The sequence below is a fragment of the Enterobacter sp. R4-368 genome (assembly GCF_000410515.1).
Classification (GTDB): domain Bacteria; phylum Pseudomonadota; class Gammaproteobacteria; order Enterobacterales; family Enterobacteriaceae; genus Kosakonia.
Map to the genome: position 1 here is coordinate 1,725,096 of NC_021500.1, position 22,188 is coordinate 1,747,283.

Sequence of the window (22,188 nt, forward strand, 5' to 3'; positions counted from 1 at the left end):
AATGTCTTCTGTACTGATTCATCACCCAACAACCTGAGAGTTAACGCATGACTGCAAAATTCTTTGCCATTCTGACCAATCAGGGGGCCGCGAAGCTGGCGAACGCCGCGTCGCTTGGCACAAAGCTTAACCTTACGCAGATGGCGCTCGGCGATGCCAACGGCGTACTGCCCACGCCCGATGCGGCGCAAACTCAACTGATTAATCAGAAGCGAATTGCCCCGCTGAACCGCCTGTCCGTTGATCCAAATAACACCAATCAGATCATTGCCGAACAGGTGATCCCGGAAAACGAAGGCGGCTTCTGGATCCGCGAAATCGGCCTTTACGACGATGACGGCGTGCTGATTGCTATCGCCAACTGCCCGGAAACCTACAAGCCGTTGTTGCAGGAAGGCAGCGGACGCACGCAGACGATTCGCATGGCGCTGATTGTTTCATCGACCGCAGCCGTGACGCTGAAGATTGACCCGTCGGTGGTGCTGGCAACACGTAAATACGTTGATGATAAAGTTATCGAAGTAAAGGCCTATTCAGACGATCTGCTGAAACAGCATGTCGCCGCTTCTAACCCACATACACAATATGCACCGCTTGCCAGCCCGGTATTTAGCGGTGTGCCTACCGTCCCGGATACGCACATCGGCAACTATGGCCGACAAATCGCCAACACAAAGTTTGTTCATGATGTCCTGAATGATGACAACTATATCCTGCCCGTAGGGGGTGTTGTTGCCTGGCCGCAGGCGACGCCGCCATTAGGGTGGTTTACATGTAATGGCGCGGCGTTTGATAAAGCGAAATATCCCAAACTGGCGCTGGCGTATCCATCCGGTGTTCTTCCCGATCTGCGCGGCGAGTTTATTCGCGGCTGGGATAATGGCCGCGGGCTGGATGCCGGACGAGTGCTGCTTTCGGCGCAGGCCGATGAATTGAGAGCACATAACCACCGTTTTGTTAACGAATACGCTACACCGACCATAAGGATTATTGCTTTTACAGATGAAAACAGTGAAAGCGTGGATGGTTCCGTTACTCCTGGCAAGCGGGCATGGACCTATATCTGGATGGAAAACACCGGTGGCGCGGAAACTCGCCCGCATAACATCGCATTTAACTACATCGTGAGGGCTGCATAATGACGCAAGCGACACTGAACCAGAACCTGATTGCCACCGTTGCCGGAGAGCAAACCGTCTATAACTTCGCAGCCGGTACGCGCGAATATCGTTCGACCTCGGTGGAGTATCTGGCTGTCGGCGTTGGTATTCCGGCAAACGCAGCCATCGATGCGCCGCCTGCGTTGAAAAGCGGCTTTGCGGTTTGCCGTAAGGCCGATTCGAGTGGCTGGGAATATGTTGCTGATCACCGCGGCGAAACGGTTTATGACATCGCCAGCGGCAAGCAGACGCAACTGGATAAGCTGGGTGATTACCCGGCAGACGTTACACCGCTTGCGCCAGCGACCGCTTACGATCAATGGGATGGCAGCAAATGGTTGACCGATACAACCGCACAGCAGACAGCGCTTGTCACCGGGGCGGAACAGAAAAAAACGCAGTTACTGAGTGAGGCAAAAAACACTATCAGCCTGTGGCAGACCGAGTTGCAGCTCGACATCATCAGCGATGACGATAAAGCCCGGCTGATTGCCTGGTTGCAGTACATCAAGCTGCTCCAGGCGGTGGATACCGCAACGGCACCGAATATCAACTGGCCGCAACAACCGCAATAACACCAGACGGGCTACGGCCCGTTTTTTTCATTCATAGTTGTCCTGCCCATAAACCAACCCCAACCGATAGCCCTGCCCGATGCGCTCACCGGAAAATAGTGCTCACGTTTCCGACAACTGAGAGTGAACGCATGACCGCGAAATATTATGCCATTCTGACCAATCAAGGTGCGGCGAAGCTGGCAGCAGCCACCGCGCTTGGCACGCAAATCCATATCACGCAAATGGCCGTCGGCGACGGTAATGGCAGCCTGCCAACGCCCGACGCCACACAAACCCAACTGCTTAACCAGAAGCGCATCGGTGCGGTGAACACGCTCACTGTCGATGCGGCCAACGCAAATCAGATCATTGCCGAACAGGTGATCCCGGAAAACGAAGGGGGCTACTGGATCCGCGAAATGGGGCTTTTTGATGACGATGGCGTGCTGATTGCCATTGCCAACTGCCCGGAAACGTACAAGCCGTTGTTACAGGAAGGCAGCGGCCGCACGCAAACCATTCGCATGGCGCTGATTGTCTCGTCAACGGCGGCGGTGACGCTGAAAATCGACCCGTCGGTGGTGCTGGCGACACGCAAATATGTCGACGATAAAGTGATTGAGGTAAAAGCCTATTCCGACGAGCTGATGAAACAGCATGTCGCCGCCAGTAACCCGCATGCGCAATATGCACCGATTGCCAACCCGACATTTACAGGAACACCGAAAGCGCCGACTGCAGCTATAGGGGATAACACCACCCAGCTCGCCACAACGGCATTTGTACAATCCGGATTGAGCGGGAAACAACCTCTTGATGCGACGCTTTCAGACCTGTCCGGAAAGAATGTTGCAAGTCTTATTCAGTACCTGGGGTTAACTGATGTCATTCATCGTTCCGATGACTGGTACAGCCGGGCGCTACAAAATATTTTTAACCTCGCCGACCTGACAGATAAAGCCGGAGCCCGAGGGAATCTCGGACTAGGAGATTCTGCGACAAAAAATATTGGCAACACTGCTAATACAGTTGCTGCTGGCAATGATTCGCGACTCGTTAATGCAATGAATAAACTCGCCAACTTATCAGACTTAACCGACAAAGCCGGAGCAAGGTCAAACCTTGGCCTTGGTTCTGCCTCTCAGAGAGATATCGGGACGGGATTGGGGCAAGTACCTGATATGTCAGCATGGTCAACATCATCCTCCTTGAATGGCTATATGGTACTTCCCAATGGCATTTATGTGCAGTGGTATACAGCAGATTTAACCTCAGGCATGAACGTTATAAATTTCCCGATTCCATTCCCGAATTTTTTCCTTGCTGACGCAGCAATGCCAGGCACGTCTAACCCCGTATGGGGTAACAACGTAACCCGCACAGCCAGAACCTACCAAACGAACTCCACCCACAGGGCGTGTTTTATCGCATTCGGATTATAGGAAAAGAAATATGTATTTATTTTCTAAAGAAACACTGGCGTTTTATCCAGGTGAACATATTGATGTCTATAAGACCGCCGGGACACTTCCGGATGATGTTATCGAAGTTGATAATGAGACCAGGGACAAGTTTAATTTCGCCCCACCAACTGGTAAAAAGCTCGGGGCAGATCAACAAGGAAGACCAACCTGGAGGGAGAAAACGGCGGAAGAGCAGGTGGAAAGCGCACTGTTTCAAAAACAATCGCTGATTGTCCAGGCTAATGAATTCATTAACAACAAACAGTGGCCCGGTAGAGTTATACTTGGGCGGCTGAAGGATGATGAACTTACCCAGTACGGAAGGTGGCTGGACTATATCAATGCACTCGAAGCAATAGACACCGCAACCGCACCAGATATCCCCTGGCCGGAAAAACCGCAATAACAAACAACATCCAACGGGCCCCGGCCCGTTTTTTTTTGTCTACCCTGTTGTTTCATCCCCACGCCAACCCCGACAAATAGCGCGTTAGCGCTGCGTTCTGGAAAATAGCACTCACCCCAACACCACGGAGTTAATCGGATGAGTGACTACCATCATGGCGTTCAGGTCGTCGAAATCAACGACGGCACACGCGTCATTTCCACTGTCTCAACTGCTATCATCGGCATGGTTTGTACGGCCAGCGACGCCGATGCGGCAACCTTTCCATTGAATGAGCCGGTGCTTATCACCAACGTGCAAAGCGCCATCGCCAAAGCGGGCACCAAAGGTACGCTGGCATCGTCTTTACAGGCGATTGCCGATCAGGCGAAACCGGTGATTGTTGTGGTGCGTGTCGCGGAAGGTAGCGGCGACGATGCCCAGGCGCAGACGATTTCCAATATCATCGGCACCACCGATGCAAACGGGAAATACACTGGTCTGAAAGCGCTGCTGACCGCTGAAGCGGTGACCGGCGTGAAACCGCGTATTCTTGGCGTGCCGGGTTACGACACCCTGGAAGTCGCAACCGCGCTGGCCCCCATCTGCCAGAAGCTGCGTGCCTTCGGTTACGTCAGCGCCTGGGGCTGCAAAACCATTTCGGAAGCTATTAAGTACCGTGAGAATTTCAGCCAGCGCGAGCTGATGGTGATTTGGCCGGACTTCCTCGCCTGGGATACCGTCGCTAACGCCAGCGCCACGGCGTACGCCACGGCGCGCGCACTCGGCCTGCGCGCTTATATCGACCAGTCTGTTGGCTGGCACAAAACCCTGTCTAACGTCGGCGTTAACGGCGTGACCGGCATCAGCACCCCGGTGTTCTGGGATCTGCAGGAATCCGGCACCGATGCGGATCTGCTGAACCAGGCTGGCGTCACCACGCTGATTCGTAAAGATGGCTTCCGTTTCTGGGGCAACCGCACCTGCTCGGATGATCCGCTGTTCCTGTTTGAAAACTATACCCGTACCGCGCAGGTAATTGCCGACACCATGGCCGACGCGCATATGTGGGCGGTGGACAAACCGATTACCGCGACGCTTATCCGCGACATCATCGATGGCATTAACGCGAAATTCCGCGAGCTGAAAAGCAACGGTTACATCGTCGATGCGACCTGCTGGTTCGATGAATCCGCGAACGACGCCGAAACCCTGAAAGCCGGGAAACTGTATATCGATTATGACTATACGCCGGTCCCGCCACTGGAAAACCTGACCTTACGCCAGCGCATCACCGATAAGTACCTGGCGAACCTGGTCTCCTCGGTTAACAGCAATTAAGGAGCCTGATAAATGGCAATGCCGCGAAAACTGAAATACATGAACGTGTTCCTCAATGGCTACAGCTACCAGGGTGTCGCCAAATCCATCACGCTGCCAAAGCTGACCCGCAAGCTGGAAAACTACCGCGGTGCTGGCATGAATGGCGTCGCGCCGATTGATATGGGTCTCGATGAAGAGGCGATGTCAATGGAGTGGTCGCTGGGCGGCTTCCCGGATGAAGCTATCTGGGAACTGTATGGCGCCACCAGCGCCGACGCGGTGCCGATCCGCTTCGCCGGTTCTTACCAGCGCGATGACACCGGGGAAACGGTGGCAGTGGAAGTGGTGATGCGTGGTCGCCAGAAAGAGATCGACACTGGCGAAAACAAGCCGGGTGAAGATACGGAATCCAAAATCTCCGTGGTTTGCACCTACTTCAAACTGACCATTGATGGCAAGGAGCTGGTGGAGATCGACACCGTCAACATGGTTGAAAAAGTGAACGGCGTCGACCGTCTCGAACAGCACCGCCGCAATATCGGCCTGTAATGCCCCACCCGGTCAGCCTGGCTGGCCGGGTCTTCCCCCCGCAAAAGCAACGAGGATCGTATGAGCCACGAAACAGATAACGTCATTACCCTGCAAACCCCGATTAAACGCGGCGAGCAGTTGATCAATTCCCTTACGCTGATGAAACCGAACGCCGGTACGCTGCGCGGCCTGAGCCTGGCCGCGGTGGCAAACGCCGAAGTGGACGCGCTGATTAAAGTGCTGCCGCGCATCACCTCCCCTTCACTTACCGAGCAGGAAGTGGGCGCGCTGGATCTGGCCGATATGGTGGCGCTGGCGGGCAAGGTGGTCGGTTTTTTGTCACCAGCTTCGGGACAGTAAATTTTCCGGCCAGGCTGTCGGTTGACGATCTGATGGCGGATATCGCGGTGATCTTCCACTGGCCGCCATCAGAGCTCTACCCCCTGAGTCTGAGCGAACTCATCACCTGGCGCGAAAAAGCGCTGCAGCGAAGCGGAAACACATATGAGTAACAGCGTAAATATCGAGGCCCTGCTCGCTGCTGTTGATCAAGCGAAGCGGCCCTTTCAAACCCTGCAAACGGCGAATGTGTCGCTGTCTGACAGCATAAAAGCAACGGAGAAAAACCTGAGCGGGTTGTATGGTCAACTCGCTCAGGTGGATGGCTTAATGCGGGCGGAAAAAGCCCTTACCTCAGTCAATGTGCGGCTGGAAACGATGCAGCAGCGTACGCAAAAACTGGCGGAACAAGGCCCGCCGACGCGCAGCCACGCCAGTCTTTTGCAGTTCACACAACAGCGTGTCAGCCAGCTGCATCTGCAGCGCCTCAACCTGACGGCGAAAGTCGCCAGGCGGAAAAGCGTGGTTACCGAATCCGGCCTTGACGCTGCGGCGCCACTGGCGGAAAAGCTGCGGCTGAAAAGCCGCATCAGCGACAGTTCGGCGCAGTTGGTAACCCAACAGCAGAGCCTGAAACAGGAAAACCGGCAGCAACGGCAGAAGAAAATCCAGGATGCGCAGCAGAGCATCACAGGGATGGGCGGAAAAGTCGCCAGCCTTGGGAAGGCCAGTATGTCGGTGGCAAACACCGGCTTTAGCCTTGGCAAAAAATTGCTGCAACCGGGTTATGAAGCATCACTGCAAGCGCGCCCTACCGTGCAGCCTGCGCCAACGGGCACCGCTGTCGCCAGCCTCCAGCAGAGCGCCGGAAACCGGGCCCAGCCGATCGCCAACCAGCAACAAAGCGGCGGCGATGCTGCGGCCGTGACGCAAAACAATGCCGGCAACCTTGGCACGGATTTAGCGGCGCTACAGGCAGCTTATCAATCCCTGAGCGTGGACATTTTCGCCACCCAGGAGTCGTCGCTGCGCATGCTGGTACAGACCGCGACTGGTTATCTCGGGCAGCTTCAGCAGTGGGTACAAAACAACCAGGGGCTGGTGCAAAGCTTTGGTCTGATAGCGACGGTGATCGTCGGCGTTGCAGGGGCAATCGGCACTGTTGCAAGCGTGATTGCGCCCGTCTTTACGGGGATCAGCACGCTTATCACCATTGCCACGACATTTGGCAGTGTGTTTACCACCGTTTGTGGTGGGATCATGGCGGTTATCGGCGGACTCACCTGGCCAATTGTTGCCGTGGTGGCTGCCATCGCCGCTGGCGCTGCGCTGATTTATAAATACTGGGAGCCTATTAGCGCCTTTTTTAGCGGCGTGATTGAGGGGATCGTCGCGGCATTTGCCCCCATTGCAGAGATGTTTTCGCCATTACAGCCGGTTTTCGATGCCATCGGCGGTGCACTGCAAACGGTAAAAGAGACCTTTATCGCGCTGCTGACGCCAATCAAGGCCAGCGAGGAGACGCTCACACAATTCGGCAACGTCGGGCAGATTATCGGTAAAGTGCTGGTTACTGCATTCACCTGGCCACTGGCCCTTTTCCGTTCACTGAGCGAGAGCGCGACGGGGTTGCTGGAGACGCTGGGCATTATCGATAAGAAACCCGCACTGGCGCTCAAACCATCGATCGAGCAACCCGCCACAGGAGGGGTATCCAGCTATATCCAGCCCACAAGTTCGCAGCCGGGGTATAACGCCTATCAGATGGCGCGCCCGTCAACCGGCAGCTCTTACCTCGACCAAAGCCGTACGGAATATAACGTCACGCTGCAGGGCGATGTCACGCCGGGCAGCAGCAACGAACGTTACCTGCAGGATCTGTTCCGCCAGGATGCCGATAACCGGCGCAACAACGCGTTATCCCAGTTCAACCCGTAAGGAGAGTTCGCATTATGATGCTGGCATTGGGGCTTTTTGTTTTTATGCGGCAGACGCTGCCATTTCAGAATATGAGCCGTACCTCAGCGTTTAACTGGAAGAACAACGCGCGTGTGGGCAAGCGCGCGGCGTTTCAGTACATCGGTCCAGGGGAGGAAACCATCGAAATTACGGGCGCGCTCTACCCGGAACTCACTGGCGGTGTGCTGTCGCTTGCGGCGGTACGTCTGATGGCCGATCAGGGTCGCTCATGGCCGCTTATTGACGGAACCGGAATGATTTACGGCATGTATGTAATAAGCAGCGTCACCGAAAATGGTTCTGAGTATTACAGCAACGGTTCACCGCGCAAAATCACCTTCACGCTCAAACTTACGCGCGTTGATGAATCGCTGGAGGCCCTGGCGGGCGATCTTCAGGCCCAGGGGGAACAACTGTTCAGGGACCCGACGAAGATACTGGGGAACATGTGATGATTGACGTACTCACCCAGGATTTGGGGCGAACAAGCGTCCCCCTGTTTACGCTGAAGCTAAAGCAGAAACAGCATGATCCGCAGCAAGCGCAAAAACAGCAAGTAAAAGACATAACCTACGATATTGCGCCTCGCCTGATAGCGTTGACCGTCACCGATAATCGCGGGTTTGAAGCCGATACGCTAACGCTAACGCTGGATGATGCCGACGGAAAAATCCAGATGCCGCAGCGCGGTAATGAGGTAAGTGTCGCCATTGGTCGACTGGGAGAACTGCTCACTAATATGGGCACGTTTACCATCGATCAGGTGACACACCGAGGTACGCCGGATCAGGTGGTTATTACCGGCCGCAGCGTCGATTTTCGCGGCAATATGAATAGCCCAAAAGAGTGGTCATGGCATGACACAACACTTGGCGAAGTTGTCAAAGATATCGCCTGGCGTAATTCACTGAGCGCCAGTGTCGCGCCAGCGCTGGCAAATATCAAAATCGCCCATATCGACCAGTCTAATGAGTCCGACATTGGCTTTCTTACCCGGCTGGCAACTCGCAACGGTGCTGAAATCGCCGTGAAATCAGGTACGCTGATTTTCCTTGTTCCGGGCATGTGCGTTCGGGGCGGCAAGGTTGTTCCTTCGGTGACGATTACCCGCAGCGATGGCGACTCACACGAGTTTACCCTTGCCGATCGCGCAGCTTACAGCGGTGTGGTTGCCCACTGGCAAGATACCAGAACGCCAAAAGCGCAGACAAAGCAGGTAAAACTGACGCGCAAAACTGCGACAACCAGCAATGAAAAACAGGAAGCGACCGATTACACCGCTGGATCAAAAGATAATATCTATACCCTGCCGACGACATACTCTTCTAAAGATGAAGCCATGCGGGCGGCAGAGGCACAGTGGCAAGATATCCAGCGCAACGCGGCGAAATTTACGCTCACTCTCGCTCAGGGGCGCACCGATATCTCAGCAGAAAGCCCTGTGTATGTTTCAGGCTTTAAAGATGCGATCAACAACACGCCCTGGGTAATCAAAAAAGTGACACATGGCATCGATAGCAATGGTTTTATTAGCAAACTGGAGCTGGAGGTTCGGGTTGATGGCGTTAAATATGAAGTGCAGGAATAGCGTCAAATGCATTCTTTAACTTGCATTTGCAAGTTAAAAGGATAATATAACTGGCATATACACGAGGGAGAAACCACCATGATGCATTGCCCGGTATGCCAACAAGCGGCGCACGCGCGCTCCAGCCGCTACCTCAGTTCTGAAACCAAAGAGCGCTATCACCAGTGCCAGAATATTCACTGTGGTTGTACGTTTGTCACCCATGAGTCGCTGGCGCGTTACATTGTCCGCCCGCCAGCACTGCAAGTGAGCGCGTCCCCCGCCGGGAAGTAATCCGGCGAAAATAGTCAAAAGCCTGCGCCAGCAGGTTTTTTATTTCTGCATCGATAGTAGGTAATGGAAAAAAATACGTGGGCAATGGGTGGTCACAGAGCTTAAAAACCACTGATACAGGAAACGCCCTGGGTTCAGCCTAAATTAAATATGCGTCTGCCTGCCCGGAGAGATGTCGATCCAGATAAGGATGCGAAACCAGAATTTGTTAGCGTGCGGATCTACAGGATGCTGTTTTTAGCTCGCAATCAAACCATTAATAAAGCTCACTGCCTGCTGTGAACGATTAAAATCCCAAAGCAATAAGCCAAAGCCTGGCGCTGAACACGTCTAAAGAAGGTGGTTTTCAGATGAGTATAAAAAAGGGGCTGGCATTACGCCAACCCCTTGTTTCATAACACGCTTTGGATGTAGCGTGTGCGCTATCTTAGTTAAGACGCTCTTTGATACGAGCAGACTTACCAGTACGCTCACGCAGGTAGTACAGTTTAGCTTTACGAACGGCACCACGACGTTTGACAGAGATGCTGTCAACTACCGGAGAGTGAGTCTGGAAGACACGCTCAACGCCTTCGCCGTTGGAAATTTTACGAACAGTGAATGCAGAGTGCAGACCGCGGTTACGAATAGCGATAACCACGCCCTCGAATGCCTGCAGACGTTTTTTGGAACCTTCAACAACCCATACTTTCACTTCCACGGTGTCACCCGGACGGAAGGAAGGTACGTCCTGCTTCATCTGCTCTTGTTCAAGTTGCTTAATAATGTTGCTCATAATTTAATCTCTTATCCTGGGTAAACTGATATTCGGGTGGCTTAAGCCATCCCATCATGTTTCTGTTGCTGTTGCGCGTGTTCCCGTTGGAACTCCGCCAGCAACCTTGCTTGCTCTTCAGTCAGAGCCAGGTTTTCCAGAAGTTCAGGTCTTCTAAGCCAGGTGCGGCCCAGCGACTGCTTCAAACGCCAGCGACGTATCTCGGCATGGTTCCCCGACAGTAACACCGCCGGTACTTCCATCCCTTCTAACACTTCAGGTCGGGTATAGTGTGGGCAGTCCAGCAACCCATCGGCAAAAGAATCTTCCGTTGCCGAAGCTTCATGCCCCAGTACCCCCGGAATAAACCGGGAAACCGAGTCAATCAGCGTCATCGCTGGTAACTCACCACCGCTGAGAACGTAATCGCCGATAGACCATTCTTCGTCAATCTCGGTTTGAATTACGCGCTCATCTATCCCTTCGTAGCGACCGCACACCAGAATCAGTTTCTGATTCGTTGCCAGTTCGCTGACGCCCGCTTGATCAAGCTTGCGCCCCTGAGGCGACAGATAAATCACTTTGGCGCCTTCGCCCGCCGCGGCTTTTGCTGCATGAATGGCGTCCCGTAGGGGGTTCACCATCATTAACATCCCCGGTCCGCCGCCGTAAGGACGATCGTCCACGGTACGGTGCCGGTCGTGAGCGAAATCACGCGGACTCCAGCTCTGGATGCTCAGCAGGCCATTTTTTACTGCCCGGCCAGTTACCCCGTAGTCGGTAATCGCGCGGAACATTTCAGGAAACAGGCTAATTATGCCAATCCACATAGCGCCGTCTTTTACCGTATATCCGGAGGTTTAAAAACCAGGATCCCAATCTACTTCAATGGTTTGAGTAGTGAGATCGACTTTCTTGATAACCTGCCCATCGAGGAACGGAACCAACCGCTCCTTGATACCAAATGCATCTTTCAGGTTTGCCTTGATGACGAGAACGTCATTCGACCCGGTTTCCATCATATCGACGACTTTACCGAGGCTGTAACCTTCAGTAGTCACTACCTGGCAGCCCATCAGGTCTTTCCAGTAGTAGTCACCCTCTTCCAGTTCCGGCAACTGCGCGGAATCAACGACAATTTCACAATTGGTCAGCAGATTCGCGGCATCTCTGTCATCAACACCTTTCAGTTTGATGACGATGTCCTGATTGTGGTAGCGCCAGCTTTCCAGCTCAATGCTCTGCCACTGACCCGCCTTCTGGATAAACCAGGGCTGATAGTCAAAAATGCTTTCGGCGTCTTCGGTGGAGGAAAACACTCTGAGCCAACCACGAATTCCGTAAGAAGATCCCAGCTTGCCGACGATAATTGGCTCAACAGGGACCGGTGCGGCTTGTTGCTTGCTCATCATGACCACCGTGACAGATTAAGCTGCTTTCTGTGCTGCTTTGATCAGCGCGGAAACGCGATCGGAAACGGTAGCGCCCTGGCCAACCCAGTGCTGAATACGATCCAGATCCAGGCGGGTGCCTTCTTCTTTCTCGGAAGCGATCGGGTTGAAGAAGCCAACGCGCTCAATGAAGCGACCGTTGCGTGCATTGCGGCTGTCAGTAACAACAACCTGGTAGAACGGACGCTTTTTAGCGCCGTGACGTGCTAAACGAATAGTTACCATAACATCCTCTTGTGTGAATAAAACACCAGGCCCCATCGAGGAACGGAGCCCGGTGTCATATTAAAAGCCCGAAAATTTTACTGATTTTGGGGGAAATTGCAATCAGGATAAAGTAAACAAGGGATATAAGGCGTATATCGGTGCAGCCAGTTTAGTTCCGGCGTGCGCACAGAAAGCGGAGCGTACACGGAGTACGTGAGCATTTCGAGCACACCCCGGGGCTAAAATGGCAAACAAGATAGCCTTATGCCCTTGTTTTAGCGCCCCGGGAAACCAGGCGGCATCATCCCCTTCATCCCGCGCATCATCTTCGCCATCCCGCCCTTCTTCATCTTCTTCATCATGCGTTGCATGTCGTCGAATTGTTTGAGCAGACGGTTCACATCCTGCACCTGCATACCGCAACCGGCTGCGATACGGCGCTTACGCGAACCTTTGATGATGTCCGGGTTGGCGCGCTCTTTCAGCGTCATGGAGTTAATGATCGCTTCCATACGCACCAGCACTTTGTCGTCCATTTGCGCTTTAACGTTGTCCGGGATTTGCCCCATGCCCGGCAGCTTGCCCATCAGGCTCGCCATACCGCCCATGTTTTTCATCTGGCGCAACTGCTCAAGGAAGTCGGTCAGATCGAAGCCGTCGCCCTTCTTCAGTTTATTCGCCAGCTTTTCAGCCTGCGCGCGGTCAACTTTGCTTTCGATATCTTCGATAAGCGACAACACGTCGCCCATGCCAAGGATGCGTGAGGCGATACGATCCGGGTGGAACGGCTCCAGCGCTTCCGTTTTCTCGCCGACACCGAGGAATTTAATCGGTTTGCCGGTGATATGGCGAATGGAGAGCGCCGCACCGCCGCGCGCATCACCGTCCACTTTCGTCAGCACCACGCCAGTCAGCGGCAGCGCTTCATTAAACGCTTTGGCGGTATTCGCGGCGTCCTGACCGGTCATGGCGTCGACGACAAACAGGGTTTCAACCGGCTTAATCGCCGCGTGAACCTGTTTGATCTCATCCATCATCGCTTCGTCGACATGCAGACGACCGGCGGTATCCACCAGCAGCACGTCGTAGAATTTCAGCTTCGCCTCTTTCAGCGCGGCGTTAACGATGTCGACCGGCTTTTGCGCGACGTCAGAAGGGAAGAAATCGACGTCAACCTGCTGCGCCAGCGTTTCCAGCTGTTTGATCGCCGCCGGACGGTAAACGTCGGCAGAAACGACCATCACTTTCTTCTTGTGCTTCTCGCGCAGGAACTTACCAAGTTTACCGACGCTGGTGGTTTTACCCGCCCCCTGCAGACCTGCCATCAGCACTACCGCTGGCGGCTGCGCGGCAAGGTTCAGGCTCTGGTTCTCTTCGCCCATCGCCGCAACCAGTTCGTTGCGGACGATTTTGACGAACTCCTGGCCCGGCGTCAGGCTCTTGTTCACTTCATGGCCAACCGCTTTCTCTTTTACGCGGTTGATAAAATCACGCACCACTGGCAGCGCAACGTCCGCTTCCAGCAGCGCCATACGCACTTCGCGCAGGGTATCTTTGATGTTGTCTTCAGTGAGGCGTCCACGGCCACTGATATTGCGCAGGGTGCGCGACAAACGATCGGTTAAATTATCAAACATTGTCTCTCGCCTGAGGTGATACGATGGCCGCCAGCGCGACGCATAACAGAAATTTCCCGGAGTATAACATGAAGACATTGCTCCTGTATGTGATGCAACTGTTGGAGCCAACGTCACGTAACGTTATACTGCTTTTCTTTCTTCTTCAGTCAACTGCCGACATCCTATGCCCGTTTTTGCCCTGATCGCTCTTGTCGCCTACTCAATCAGCATTGCGCTGATCGTTCCCAGCCTGCTGCAAAAAAACAGCGGCTGGCGCAGAATGGCTATCCTTTCGGCGGTAATCGCACTTATTTGTCACGGTTTCGGCCTGAAAGAACGCCTGTTCCCGGATGATGGCGGGCAAAACCTGAGCCTGCTGAATGTCGGTTCGCTGGTCAGCCTGATGATCTGTACGGTAATGACCATTGTGGCGTCGAAAAATCGCGGCTGGCTGCTGCTGCCGATTGTCTATACCTTCGCGTTAATCAACCTTGCTTTCGCCGTTTTTGTGCCCAATGAGTACATTACCCATCTGGAAGCCACGCCGGGCATGATGGTGCACATTGGCCTGTCGCTTTTCGCCTATGCCACACTGATTATTGCGGCTATGTATGCGCTGCAACTGGCCTGGATTGACTATCAGTTGAAGAATAAACGGCTGGCGTTCAGTAACGAAATGCCGCCGCTGATGGTGATTGAGCGCAAAATGTTCCACATTACTCAGGTTGGCGTTGTGCTGCTGACGCTGACGCTATGCACCGGCCTGTTCTTTATGCAGAACCTGTTCAGCATGGAAAATATCGATAAAGCGGTGCTCTCAATCATCGCCTGGTTTGTCTACATTGTTCTGCTGTGGGGCCATTACCATGAGGGCTGGCGCGGCCGCAGGGTCGTCTGGTTCAACGTTGCAGGCGCGGGGATTTTAACGCTGGCCTATTTTGGCAGCCGCATTCTGCAGCAGTTCGCGAGCTAAACACAAAGGAGTTCCCCCTGGAACACATTTCCACCACGACGCTGATTATTACGCTAATCATCATGGTCGTGGTTTCGGCCTACTTTTCCGGTTCCGAAACCGGAATGATGACACTCAACCGCTACCGCTTGCGCCACTTAGCCAAGCAGGGCAACCGCGCGGCAAAACGCGTAGAAAAGCTGTTGCGTAAACCCGACCGCCTGATAAGCCTGGTGCTGATTGGTAACAACCTCGTTAATATTCTGGCGTCGGCAATTGGCACCATTGTTGGCATGCGCCTGTATGGCAATGCTGGCGTCGCTATTGCCACCGGTGTGCTGACCTTTGTGGTGCTGGTGTTCGCCGAAGTGTTGCCAAAAACCATCGCCGCGCTCTACCCGGAAAAAGTGGCCTTCCCCAGTAGCTTCCTGCTCGCGCCGCTGCAAGTCATCATGATGCCGCTGGTGTGGTTGCTGAACGGCGTGACGCGCGTGCTGATGCGCATGGTGGGTATTAAAGCGGATGTGGTGGTCAGCGGCGCGCTCAGCAAAGATGAGCTGCGCACTATTGTGAACGAATCGCGCTCGCAAATTTCCCGCCGCAACCAGGACATGTTGCTGTCGATTCTCGATCTGGAAAAAGTCAGCGTTAACGACATCATGGTGCCGCGCAACGAAATTGTCGGCATTGATATCAACGACGACTGGAAAGCCATTGTTCGCCAGCTCACCCACTCGCCGCACGGTCGCATTGTGCTCTACCGTGATTCGCTGGACGACGCCATCAGCATGCTGCGCGTGCGTGAAGCCTACCGGTTAATGACGGAAAAAAACGAGTTCACCAAAGAAGTGATGCTGCGCGCCGCCGACGAAATCTACTATGTCCCGGAAGGTACGCCGCTGAGCGTGCAACTGGTGAAATTCCAGCGCAATAAAAAGAAAGTCGGCCTGGTGGTCGATGAGTATGGCGATATTCAGGGGCTGGTGACGGTCGAAGATATTCTGGAAGAGATTGTCGGCGACTTTACCACCTCCATGTCACCTGCGCTGGCGGATGAAGCCACGCCGCAAAATGACGGCTCGGTGATCATCGACGGCAGCGCCAACGTGCGCGAGCTGAATAAAGCCTTTAACTGGCGCTTACCGGAAGACGAAGCCCGCACCATTAACGGCATGCTGCTGGAGGCGCTGGAAGAGATCCCGGCGGTGGGTACTCGTGTCCGTATCGAGCAGTACGACATCGATATTCTCGACGTGCAGGACAATATGATTAAGCAGGTTCAGGTGATCCCGGTGAAAGCGCTGCGGGAAAGCGTCGCCGAATAAGCGAAAAAAAACCCTCTCCGGATGGAGAGGGTTTATCTAAAAAAGTTACGCCTTCGCTTTAGCAACGGTCACCATCGCTGCGCGAATAGTGCGGCCGTTTAAGGTGTAACCTTTTTGCATCACGCCCAGCACTTTACCAGCGGCAATCTCTTCAGATTCCACCATGGCAATCGCCTGATGCACGTTTGGATCCAGCGGAACGTCGGTTTCAGCAATCACTTCCACGCCGAATTTCTTCACCACATCCAGCATGTTTTTCAGCGTCAGTTCAATGCCTTCAACCATCGGCGCCATCTCGGCGTTGTTTTTGTCCGCCACTTCCAGTGCGCGATCCAGGCTATCGATAACCGGCAGCAGTTCATTGACGAACTTCTCCAGCGCGAATTTATGCGCTTTCTCGATATCCTGTTCGGTACGGCGACGCAGGTTTTCCATTTCCGCTTTAACGCGTAAAACAGTTTCGCGCTCGCGGCTTTCCGCTTCAGCTAACTGCGCTTCAAGGTTCGCAATTTTCTCATCGCGCGGATCCACCTGCCCAGCAGAATCGTCAGACTCAACAACTGCCTCAACTTCGTCGTGCTGTTCCATGATAATTTCTTCCGGGGCTTGCCCGTCAGGCGTTTTCTGTTCTTTACTACTCATGAATTTCTCCGCGTTTTTTTGCATTCATCTCGCTAACCTGCATTATTATGGGGATCAGTTTCCGGGATTCAAGGGAACGTGACAGATTGTCATCATTTCATTCGCCACAAGGACCTCCAGAAAATGACCCATCATTTCAAGTGTATTGGTATTGTCGGGCATCCACGGCACCCTACCGCACTGACCACACATGAAATGTTATATCGCTGGTTAAGCGCCAAAGGTTATGACGTCATTGTCGAACAACAGATTGCCCAGGAATTGCAGCTCAATAATGTGAAAACCGGCACGCTGGCAGAAATCGGTCAACAAGCCGATCTCGCGGTGGTTGTCGGCGGCGACGGTAATATGCTGGGCGCGGCGCGCACGCTGGCGCGCTATGATATCAAGGTTATTGGGATTAACCGCGGCAACCTCGGCTTTCTCACCGATCTCGATCCCGACAACGCGCAGCAACAGCTGGCCGACGTGCTGGAAGGTCATTATATCGCTGAAAAACGTTTTTTGCTGGAAGTGCAGGTCTGCCAGCAAGAGTGCCAGAAACGTATCAGCACCGCGATCAACGAAGTGGTACTCCACCCGGGCAAAGTTGCCCATATGATTGAATTTGAAGTCTATATCGACGAAGTTTTCGCCTTTTCCCAGCGTTCGGATGGGCTGATTATCTCAACCCCTACCGGTTCCACCGCCTATTCACTCTCCGCCGGCGGGCCGATTCTGACGCCATCGCTGGATGCCATCACGCTGGTACCGATGTTTCCGCACACGTTGTCTGCACGCCCGCTGGTGATAAACAGCAGCAGCACTATTCGCCTGCGCTTTTCCCATCGTCGCAGCGATCTGGAGGTGAGTTGCGACAGCCAAATCGCGTTGCCGATTCAGGAAGGTGAAGATGTACTTATCCGCCGCTGCGACTATCACCTCAATCTTATTCACCCTAAAGATTACAGTTATTTCAATACGTTAAGCTCTAAGCTCGGCTGGTCGAAAAAATTGTTCTGAAAATCATCGCACAACACTTTACTGTATGTAAAACCAGTTTATACTGTACGAAAACACAGTTATGGTTTTTCATACAGGAAAGCAACCATGTTGGCACAACTGACCATCAGTAATTTTGCTATCGTTCGTGAGCTCGAGATTGATTTTCACAGCGGGATGACAGCTATTACCGGCGAAACCGGGGCGGGTAAATCGATTGCCATTGATGCGCTCGGGCTATGCCTGGGCGGCCGTGCGGAAGCCGACATGGTACGCGCAGGCGCGCCGCGCGCCGACCTGTGCGCCCGCTTCGCACTAAAAGATACCCCCGCCGCTCAACGCTGGCTGGAAGAGAACCAGTTAGAAGATGGGCGTGAGTGTTTACTTCGCCGTGTGATCAGCAGCGACGGGCGCTCCCGTGGTTTTATCAACGGCACGGCGGTGCCGCTTTCCCAGTTGCGCGAGCTGGGCCAGTTACTCATTCAGATCCATGGTCAGCACGCGCATCAGCTTCTAATTAAGCCCGAGCAGCAGAAAAACCTGCTCGATGGCTACGCCGGTGAGTATGCGCTCACTCAGCAAATGAACGAACACTACCGAGCCTGGCATCAAAGCTGCCGCGAGCTGGCCCAGCATCAACAGCAAAGCCAGGAGCGCGCCGCCCGCGCAGAGCTTTTGCACTACCAATTGAAAGAGCTGAATGAATTTAACCCGCAGCCAGGCGAGTTCGAGCAGATTGATGAAGAGTACAAACGCCTCGCCAACAGCGGTCAGCTACTGTCTACCAGCCAGCATGCACTGAACGTGCTGGCAGACGGTGAAGAGGCCAATCTGCAAAGCCAGCTCTATACCGCCCGCCAACTGCTTGGCGAACTGGCAGGTATGGACGCACGTCTTTCCGGCGTGCTGGATATGCTCGAAGAAGCTGCTATTCAGATTAGCGAAGCCAGCGATGAGCTGCGCCACTACTGCGACCGCTTAGATCTTGATCCAAACCGTCTGTACGAACTGGAACAGCGTATCTCACGACAGATTTCGCTGGCGCGCAAACATCACATCAGCCCGGAAGAGCTACCTCAGTTTCACCAGTCATTGCTTGATGAACAGCAACTGCTCGACGATCAGGCTGATTCCCAGGAAACCCTGGCGCTGGCTGTCACACACCATCACCAGCTTGCGCTGGCGACCGCCCAGCAGTTGCATGAGCAGCGCGTGAAATATGCGCAGGAACTCGGCGAATTAATTACTGAAAGCATGCATGCGCTCTCCATGCCGCACGGCGTCTTTACTATTGATGTGGCGTTTGATGCCCATTCGCTGACAGCTGAAGGTGCCGATCGCATCGAATTTCGTGTGACAACCAACCCCGGCCAGCCGCTGCAATCAATCGCCAAAGTCGCCTCCGGTGGTGAACTGTCGCGCATTGCGCTGGCTATCCAGGTGATCACCGCACGGAAAATGGAAACCCCGGCGCTGATCTTCGATGAAGTCGACGTTGGCATCAGCGGCCCAACAGCCGTGGTTGTAGGTAAGCTGTTGCGCCAGTTGGGTGAATCCACTCAGGTAATGTGCGTAACGCACCTGCCGCAGGTTGCCGGTTGTGGCCATTATCACTTCTTTGTCAGCAAAGAAACGGATGGCGCAATGACCGAAACGCATATGCAGCCGCTGGATAAACGTGCCCGTTTGCAGGAACTGGCGCGCCTGCTTGGCGGTAGTGAAGTGACCCGCAACGCGCTGGCGAACGCCAAAGAGCTGCTGGCAGCGTAAACTTTTTTGTAATATGACGGTCAGAGTTCTCGACAAAATCGACAACAGACCCGCCGGCAAAGGTTTTAAACTGGCGAAAGGTCTATTATCATCGGCATATTACATATGAGCCACGTATTGTTCGGGCCGAAAAGGAATCAAATCACTATGCGCTGTAAAATGCTGACTGCTGCCGCAGCGGTTCTTCTGATGTTGACCGCAGGTTGCTCTACCGTAGAACGCGTGGTTTACCGTCCTGATATCAATCAGGGGAACTACCTGACGCCAAATGATGTTTCTAAAATCCGCGTAGGTATGACGCAACAGCAGGTTGCTTATGCACTGGGTACGCCGATGATGACCGACCCGTTTGGCAGTAACACCTGGTTCTACGTGTTCCGCCAGCAGCCGGGTCATGAAGATGTTTCTCAGCAAACCCTGACGCTGACTTTCAGCAGCAATGGCGTATTGACCAATATGGATAACAAACCTGCGCTGACCAAAGGCTAAGGTTGCAGAAATGTAAAAAGGTGCTCAATGAGCACCTTTTTTGTTTGAGTTTGTATGAGCCATTTATGTCGGCTCTTTTCCCGTCGTGTTCGGAGCCTTACTTACCGGCACCAGTAACAAAACCCACGCTATCAGCTTACGCTTTCTTAGCTGACTTCTCAGCGCGCTGGCGGCGCAGCTCTTTCGGATCGGCAATCAGCGGGCGGTAAATCTCTACGCGATCGCCGTCGTGCACGGCATCGTGCAATTTCACCGGGCGGCTATAAATCCCCACTTTATTCACTGTCAGGTCAATATCTTCACGCAGCTCGAGCAAACCTGAAGCGCGTATCGCCTGCTCAACGGTTGCGCCCTCTTCAAGCGTAACTCGTTGAAGGTACTGTTTTTCCGGCAGTGCGTAAGCCACTTCTACAGCGATATTACCCGGCACGGTAAACCTCTTTTGCCCGGTGGGTAAACGCCTGCACCATGTTTGCCGCCAGTTCTTTAAAGATGCGGCCAAACGCCAGTTCAATCAGCTTATTGGTAAATTCAAAATCAAGTTGAAATTCTACCCGGCAGGCATCAGCACTTAGCGGCGTGAATTTCCACCCACCGATCAACGACTTGAATGGGCCATCGACCAGATGCATCAAAATGCTTTGATTAGTGTCCAGCGTATTACGCGTGGTAAACGTTTTGCTGATCCCGGCTTTGGAAACATCCACCGCCGCGGTCATTTGCGTCGGCCCGGATTCCAGCACCCGGCTGCCAGTACAGCCAGGCAAAAACTGCGGGTAGGATTTTACATCATTCACTAACTTGTACATTTGTTCCGCGCTGTAAGGCACTAGCGCAGTACGGCTAATCTGAGGCATATCGTTTTCCGCGTTCACACAATCGTCAAATAATACCATTTCCCCAGGATGAAAGGAAAACGCAATGCCCGAACTCATGCTAAGATAACCGGCTAAACCTCACAGGACGCAATGAGGTCAGTTTCAGATATCAGATTACCGGATGGCTTCACGACACTATGACGAAGAAAAAAGCATACAAACCAGGTTCAGCCACCATTGCGCTGAATAAGCGCGCCCGCCATGAATACTTTATCGAAGAGGAATTTGAGGCCGGGCTGGCACTGCAAGGCTGGGAAGTAAAATCCTTACGCGCCGGTAAAGCAAACATCGGTGACAGCTACGTTATTCTGAAAGACGGCGAAGCCTTTCTGTTTGGCGCAAACTTTACGCCACTGACCGTAGCCTCCAGCCACTATGTTTGCGATCCGACTCGCACACGTAAGCTACTGCTTAATCAGCGCGAACTCGATTCACTGTATGGACGTATCAACCGCGAAGGTTACACCGTGGTGGCGCTGTCGTTGTACTGGAAAAATGCCTGGTGCAAAGTGAAAATCGGCGTGGCGAAAGGTAAGAAACAGCACGACAAGCGCACCGATTTGAAAGAGCGCGAATGGCAGCTGGATAAAGCTCGCATTATGAAAAACGCCGGACGTTAATCGCGCCCGCATCGCCCTCTCACGCCGGGAGAGGGCATCGAACATTTTTCAACCCTCACTCAGCGCCTCATTCAGTTTGCTCAATGTTTTATAGATAATCCAGCACCGATTTGATCTCCAGATTGGCAATTATCTCCGGCAGACCAGGAAAGATTTTCTGTACGGTTGGTCAGTTCAGCGCTTCTTATACGCGCGTAAACCACGCCTCTGGAGCGCTCAAAAACAGGCGATCGGGTCAATTCCATACGCTCAACTACGTTAGCCATCTGGTGTGAACGCTTTGTCTCGCATACAGCAATAATAAATACGGCATGATCGTATGCATCAGTTGCTGTTGCGTGTGGACACTTACTAACCGCATTTCCCTCGACAAAAGTCATTGTGATATGGACTGGAATGGCACGTCATAAATCTGTTATACTCAGCGTCACACTTTTGGGGCTGATTCTGGATTCGACGGGATTCGCGAAACCCAAGGTGCATGCCGAGGGGCGGTTGGCCTCGTAAAAAGCCGCAAAAAAATAGTCGCAAACGACGAAAACTACGCTTTAGCAGCTTAATAACCTGCTTAGAGCCCTCTCTCCCTAGCCTCCGCTCTTAGGACGGGGATCAAGAGAGGTCAAACCCAAAAGAGATCGCGTGGATGCCCTGCCTGGGGTTGAAGCGTTAAAACTAATCAGGCTAGTTTGTTAGTGGCGTGTCCGTCCGCAGCCGGCAAGCGAAATTAAAGACTGGACTAAGCATGTAGTACCGAGGATGTAGGAATTTCGGACGCGGGTTCAACTCCCGCCAGCTCCACCACTTCATGATCCGGATACGTCCGGTGAAATCCTGAAAGCCCGCACGGCACAAGCCCTGCGGGCTTTTTTGTGTCTGTAATAGTCCGAGGTCATCCGGCTAAATCCGGTGATTATTGGTATAC

26 protein-coding genes and 1 other RNA gene are annotated in these 22,188 nt (G+C 53.5%); 19 read left to right on the top strand and 8 right to left on the bottom strand.

Annotated features, from left to right (window positions below):
- Nucleotides 1–47 precede the first annotated feature (47 nt).
- From H650_RS08035 to H650_RS08090, 12 genes are all read left to right on the top strand, one after another.
- Nucleotides 48–1,139 (top strand): phage tail protein, encoded by a 1,092-nt coding sequence (locus H650_RS08035; RefSeq protein ID WP_020454788.1) that lies wholly within the window; start codon nucleotides 48–50, stop codon nucleotides 1,137–1,139.
- Nucleotides 1,139–1,735, top strand: a complete 597-nt coding sequence (locus tag H650_RS08040) for a tail fiber assembly protein (RefSeq protein WP_020454789.1) — start codon at nucleotides 1,139–1,141, stop codon at nucleotides 1,733–1,735. The genes H650_RS08035 and H650_RS08040 overlap by 1 nt, the downstream gene beginning before the upstream one ends.
- A gap of 131 nt (nucleotides 1,736–1,866) precedes the next feature.
- Nucleotides 1,867–3,159, top strand: a complete 1,293-nt coding sequence (locus tag H650_RS25925; RefSeq protein ID WP_020454790.1) for a phage tail protein — start codon at nucleotides 1,867–1,869, stop codon at nucleotides 3,157–3,159.
- 10 nt (nucleotides 3,160–3,169) lie between these two features.
- Nucleotides 3,170–3,586: a tail fiber assembly protein gene (locus H650_RS08050; RefSeq protein ID WP_020454791.1), complete on the top strand. Its 417-nt coding sequence runs from the start codon at nucleotides 3,170–3,172 to the stop codon at nucleotides 3,584–3,586.
- A 138-nt stretch (nucleotides 3,587–3,724) separates the two neighbouring features.
- Nucleotides 3,725–4,906, top strand: coding sequence for a phage tail sheath protein (locus H650_RS08055; protein WP_020454792.1), 1,182 nt, complete (start codon nucleotides 3,725–3,727; stop codon nucleotides 4,904–4,906).
- Between the two features lie 12 nt (nucleotides 4,907–4,918).
- On the top strand, nucleotides 4,919–5,437 hold the full coding sequence (locus H650_RS08060; protein ID WP_020454793.1) for a phage major tail tube protein: 519 nt from the start codon (nucleotides 4,919–4,921) through the stop codon (nucleotides 5,435–5,437).
- A gap of 60 nt (nucleotides 5,438–5,497) precedes the next feature.
- Nucleotides 5,498–5,779, top strand: coding sequence for a phage tail assembly protein (locus tag H650_RS08065; RefSeq protein ID WP_020454794.1), 282 nt, complete (start codon nucleotides 5,498–5,500; stop codon nucleotides 5,777–5,779).
- Between the two features lie 32 nt (nucleotides 5,780–5,811).
- Nucleotides 5,812–5,931, top strand: a complete 120-nt coding sequence (locus H650_RS08070; protein ID WP_017459930.1) for a GpE family phage tail protein — start codon at nucleotides 5,812–5,814, stop codon at nucleotides 5,929–5,931.
- Complete coding sequence (locus tag H650_RS08075; RefSeq protein WP_020454795.1) at nucleotides 5,924–7,696, top strand: phage tail tape measure protein; 1,773 nt, start codon at nucleotides 5,924–5,926, stop codon at nucleotides 7,694–7,696. Before H650_RS08070 ends, H650_RS08075 begins: the two co-directional genes overlap by 8 nt.
- A gap of 14 nt (nucleotides 7,697–7,710) precedes the next feature.
- Nucleotides 7,711–8,169: a phage tail protein gene (locus H650_RS08080; protein WP_020454796.1), complete on the top strand. Its 459-nt coding sequence runs from the start codon at nucleotides 7,711–7,713 to the stop codon at nucleotides 8,167–8,169.
- Entirely contained in the window at nucleotides 8,169–9,305 is a 1,137-nt protein-coding gene (locus H650_RS08085) for a phage late control D family protein (RefSeq protein ID WP_020454797.1), read from the top strand. The genes H650_RS08080 and H650_RS08085 overlap by 1 nt, the downstream gene beginning before the upstream one ends.
- 78 nt (nucleotides 9,306–9,383) lie before the next feature.
- Complete coding sequence (locus H650_RS08090) at nucleotides 9,384–9,578, top strand: ogr/Delta-like zinc finger family protein (RefSeq protein ID WP_020454798.1); 195 nt, start codon at nucleotides 9,384–9,386, stop codon at nucleotides 9,576–9,578.
- Nucleotides 9,579–10,005: 427 nt separating this feature from the next.
- Here H650_RS08090 and rplS read toward each other — a convergent pair whose 3' ends face one another.
- From rplS to ffh, 5 genes are all read right to left on the bottom strand, one after another.
- Nucleotides 10,006–10,353, bottom strand: a complete 348-nt coding sequence (gene rplS, locus H650_RS08095; protein ID WP_004104634.1) for a 50S ribosomal protein L19 — start codon at nucleotides 10,351–10,353, stop codon at nucleotides 10,006–10,008.
- A gap of 41 nt (nucleotides 10,354–10,394) precedes the next feature.
- Nucleotides 10,395–11,162 carry a tRNA (guanosine(37)-N1)-methyltransferase TrmD gene (gene trmD, locus H650_RS08100; protein ID WP_020454799.1) on the bottom strand — a complete coding sequence of 256 codons (768 nt, stop codon included), beginning with the start codon at nucleotides 11,160–11,162 and terminating at the stop codon, nucleotides 10,395–10,397.
- 30 nt (nucleotides 11,163–11,192) lie between these two features.
- Entirely contained in the window at nucleotides 11,193–11,741 is a 549-nt protein-coding gene (rimM, locus tag H650_RS08105) for a ribosome maturation factor RimM (protein WP_017459924.1), read from the bottom strand.
- 18 nt (nucleotides 11,742–11,759) lie between these two features.
- A complete protein-coding gene (rpsP, locus tag H650_RS08110; RefSeq protein WP_017459923.1) occupies nucleotides 11,760–12,008 on the bottom strand; it encodes a 30S ribosomal protein S16 in 249 nt (82 codons plus the stop codon).
- Between the two features lie 257 nt (nucleotides 12,009–12,265).
- Nucleotides 12,266–13,627 (bottom strand): signal recognition particle protein, encoded by a 1,362-nt coding sequence (gene ffh / locus H650_RS08115; protein WP_017459922.1) that lies wholly within the window; start codon nucleotides 13,625–13,627, stop codon nucleotides 12,266–12,268.
- A 166-nt stretch (nucleotides 13,628–13,793) separates the two neighbouring features.
- Between ffh and H650_RS08120 the strand changes: the two genes are divergently transcribed.
- Both H650_RS08120 and H650_RS08125 read left to right on the top strand, forming a co-directional pair.
- Nucleotides 13,794–14,582 carry a cytochrome C assembly family protein gene (locus H650_RS08120; RefSeq protein WP_020454801.1) on the top strand — a complete coding sequence of 263 codons (789 nt, stop codon included), beginning with the start codon at nucleotides 13,794–13,796 and terminating at the stop codon, nucleotides 14,580–14,582.
- A 17-nt stretch (nucleotides 14,583–14,599) separates the two neighbouring features.
- A complete protein-coding gene (locus H650_RS08125) occupies nucleotides 14,600–15,886 on the top strand; it encodes an HlyC/CorC family transporter (RefSeq protein WP_025263874.1) in 1,287 nt (428 codons plus the stop codon).
- A gap of 45 nt (nucleotides 15,887–15,931) precedes the next feature.
- Here H650_RS08125 and grpE read toward each other — a convergent pair whose 3' ends face one another.
- Complete coding sequence (gene grpE, locus H650_RS08130) at nucleotides 15,932–16,528, bottom strand: nucleotide exchange factor GrpE (RefSeq protein ID WP_147271691.1); 597 nt, start codon at nucleotides 16,526–16,528, stop codon at nucleotides 15,932–15,934.
- A gap of 123 nt (nucleotides 16,529–16,651) precedes the next feature.
- Here grpE and nadK point away from each other — a divergent pair, with 123 nt between their 5' ends.
- From nadK to bamE, 3 genes are all read left to right on the top strand, one after another.
- Nucleotides 16,652–17,530: an NAD(+) kinase gene (nadK, locus tag H650_RS08135; protein WP_020454803.1), complete on the top strand. Its 879-nt coding sequence runs from the start codon at nucleotides 16,652–16,654 to the stop codon at nucleotides 17,528–17,530.
- An 87-nt stretch (nucleotides 17,531–17,617) separates the two neighbouring features.
- Nucleotides 17,618–19,279 carry a DNA repair protein RecN gene (recN, locus tag H650_RS08140; RefSeq protein WP_020454804.1) on the top strand — a complete coding sequence of 554 codons (1,662 nt, stop codon included), beginning with the start codon at nucleotides 17,618–17,620 and terminating at the stop codon, nucleotides 19,277–19,279.
- Between the two features lie 147 nt (nucleotides 19,280–19,426).
- Nucleotides 19,427–19,768, top strand: a complete 342-nt coding sequence (gene bamE, locus H650_RS08145; RefSeq protein WP_017459915.1) for an outer membrane protein assembly factor BamE — start codon at nucleotides 19,427–19,429, stop codon at nucleotides 19,766–19,768.
- A gap of 136 nt (nucleotides 19,769–19,904) precedes the next feature.
- On the opposite strand, the gene H650_RS08150 is transcribed toward bamE, so the two are convergent.
- The gene (locus tag H650_RS08150) at nucleotides 19,905–20,198 is read right to left on the bottom strand and encodes an RnfH family protein (protein ID WP_020454805.1); all 294 of its coding nucleotides are present in this window, start codon (nucleotides 20,196–20,198) and stop codon (nucleotides 19,905–19,907) included.
- Nucleotides 20,188–20,625 carry a type II toxin-antitoxin system RatA family toxin gene (locus H650_RS08155; RefSeq protein ID WP_197539470.1) on the bottom strand — a complete coding sequence of 146 codons (438 nt, stop codon included), beginning with the start codon at nucleotides 20,623–20,625 and terminating at the stop codon, nucleotides 20,188–20,190. The genes H650_RS08150 and H650_RS08155 overlap by 11 nt, the downstream gene beginning before the upstream one ends.
- Before the next feature lie 158 nt (nucleotides 20,626–20,783).
- Between H650_RS08155 and smpB the strand changes: the two genes are divergently transcribed.
- Both smpB and ssrA read left to right on the top strand, forming a co-directional pair.
- The gene (gene smpB, locus H650_RS08160; RefSeq protein WP_017459912.1) at nucleotides 20,784–21,266 is read left to right on the top strand and encodes an SsrA-binding protein SmpB; all 483 of its coding nucleotides are present in this window, start codon (nucleotides 20,784–20,786) and stop codon (nucleotides 21,264–21,266) included.
- 437 nt (nucleotides 21,267–21,703) lie between these two features.
- Nucleotides 21,704–22,067: a transfer-messenger RNA gene (gene ssrA, locus H650_RS24445) on the top strand.
- Nucleotides 22,068–22,188: the final 121 nt, after the last annotated feature.

Coding starts and splice junctions, on each gene's coding strand:
- smpB (WP_017459912.1), top strand. CDS start 20,784: ATGACGAAGAAAAAAGCATACAAACCAGGTTCAGCCACCATTGCGCTG.
- grpE (WP_147271691.1), bottom strand. CDS start 16,528: ATGAGTAGTAAAGAACAGAAAACGCCTGACGGGCAAGCCCCGGAAGAA.
- H650_RS08085 (WP_020454797.1), top strand. CDS start 8,169: ATGATTGACGTACTCACCCAGGATTTGGGGCGAACAAGCGTCCCCCTG.
- H650_RS08075 (WP_020454795.1), top strand. CDS start 5,924: ATGAGTAACAGCGTAAATATCGAGGCCCTGCTCGCTGCTGTTGATCAA.
- H650_RS08155 (WP_197539470.1), bottom strand. CDS start 20,625: ATGCCTCAGATTAGCCGTACTGCGCTAGTGCCTTACAGCGCGGAACAA.
- H650_RS08070 (WP_017459930.1), top strand. CDS start 5,812: ATGGCGGATATCGCGGTGATCTTCCACTGGCCGCCATCAGAGCTCTAC.
- rpsP (WP_017459923.1), bottom strand. CDS start 12,008: ATGGTAACTATTCGTTTAGCACGTCACGGCGCTAAAAAGCGTCCGTTC.
- H650_RS08055 (WP_020454792.1), top strand. CDS start 3,725: ATGAGTGACTACCATCATGGCGTTCAGGTCGTCGAAATCAACGACGGC.
- recN (WP_020454804.1), top strand. CDS start 17,618: ATGTTGGCACAACTGACCATCAGTAATTTTGCTATCGTTCGTGAGCTC.
- bamE (WP_017459915.1), top strand. CDS start 19,427: ATGCGCTGTAAAATGCTGACTGCTGCCGCAGCGGTTCTTCTGATGTTG.
- trmD (WP_020454799.1), bottom strand. CDS start 11,162: ATGTGGATTGGCATAATTAGCCTGTTTCCTGAAATGTTCCGCGCGATT.
- H650_RS08050 (WP_020454791.1), top strand. CDS start 3,170: ATGTATTTATTTTCTAAAGAAACACTGGCGTTTTATCCAGGTGAACAT.
- ffh (WP_017459922.1), bottom strand. CDS start 13,627: ATGTTTGATAATTTAACCGATCGTTTGTCGCGCACCCTGCGCAATATC.
- H650_RS08060 (WP_020454793.1), top strand. CDS start 4,919: ATGGCAATGCCGCGAAAACTGAAATACATGAACGTGTTCCTCAATGGC.
- H650_RS08065 (WP_020454794.1), top strand. CDS start 5,498: ATGAGCCACGAAACAGATAACGTCATTACCCTGCAAACCCCGATTAAA.
- H650_RS08090 (WP_020454798.1), top strand. CDS start 9,384: ATGATGCATTGCCCGGTATGCCAACAAGCGGCGCACGCGCGCTCCAGC.
- H650_RS25925 (WP_020454790.1), top strand. CDS start 1,867: ATGACCGCGAAATATTATGCCATTCTGACCAATCAAGGTGCGGCGAAG.
- H650_RS08040 (WP_020454789.1), top strand. CDS start 1,139: ATGACGCAAGCGACACTGAACCAGAACCTGATTGCCACCGTTGCCGGA.
- H650_RS08120 (WP_020454801.1), top strand. CDS start 13,794: ATGCCCGTTTTTGCCCTGATCGCTCTTGTCGCCTACTCAATCAGCATT.
- nadK (WP_020454803.1), top strand. CDS start 16,652: ATGACCCATCATTTCAAGTGTATTGGTATTGTCGGGCATCCACGGCAC.
- rimM (WP_017459924.1), bottom strand. CDS start 11,741: ATGAGCAAGCAACAAGCCGCACCGGTCCCTGTTGAGCCAATTATCGTC.
- rplS (WP_004104634.1), bottom strand. CDS start 10,353: ATGAGCAACATTATTAAGCAACTTGAACAAGAGCAGATGAAGCAGGAC.
- H650_RS08080 (WP_020454796.1), top strand. CDS start 7,711: ATGATGCTGGCATTGGGGCTTTTTGTTTTTATGCGGCAGACGCTGCCA.
- H650_RS08035 (WP_020454788.1), top strand. CDS start 48: ATGACTGCAAAATTCTTTGCCATTCTGACCAATCAGGGGGCCGCGAAG.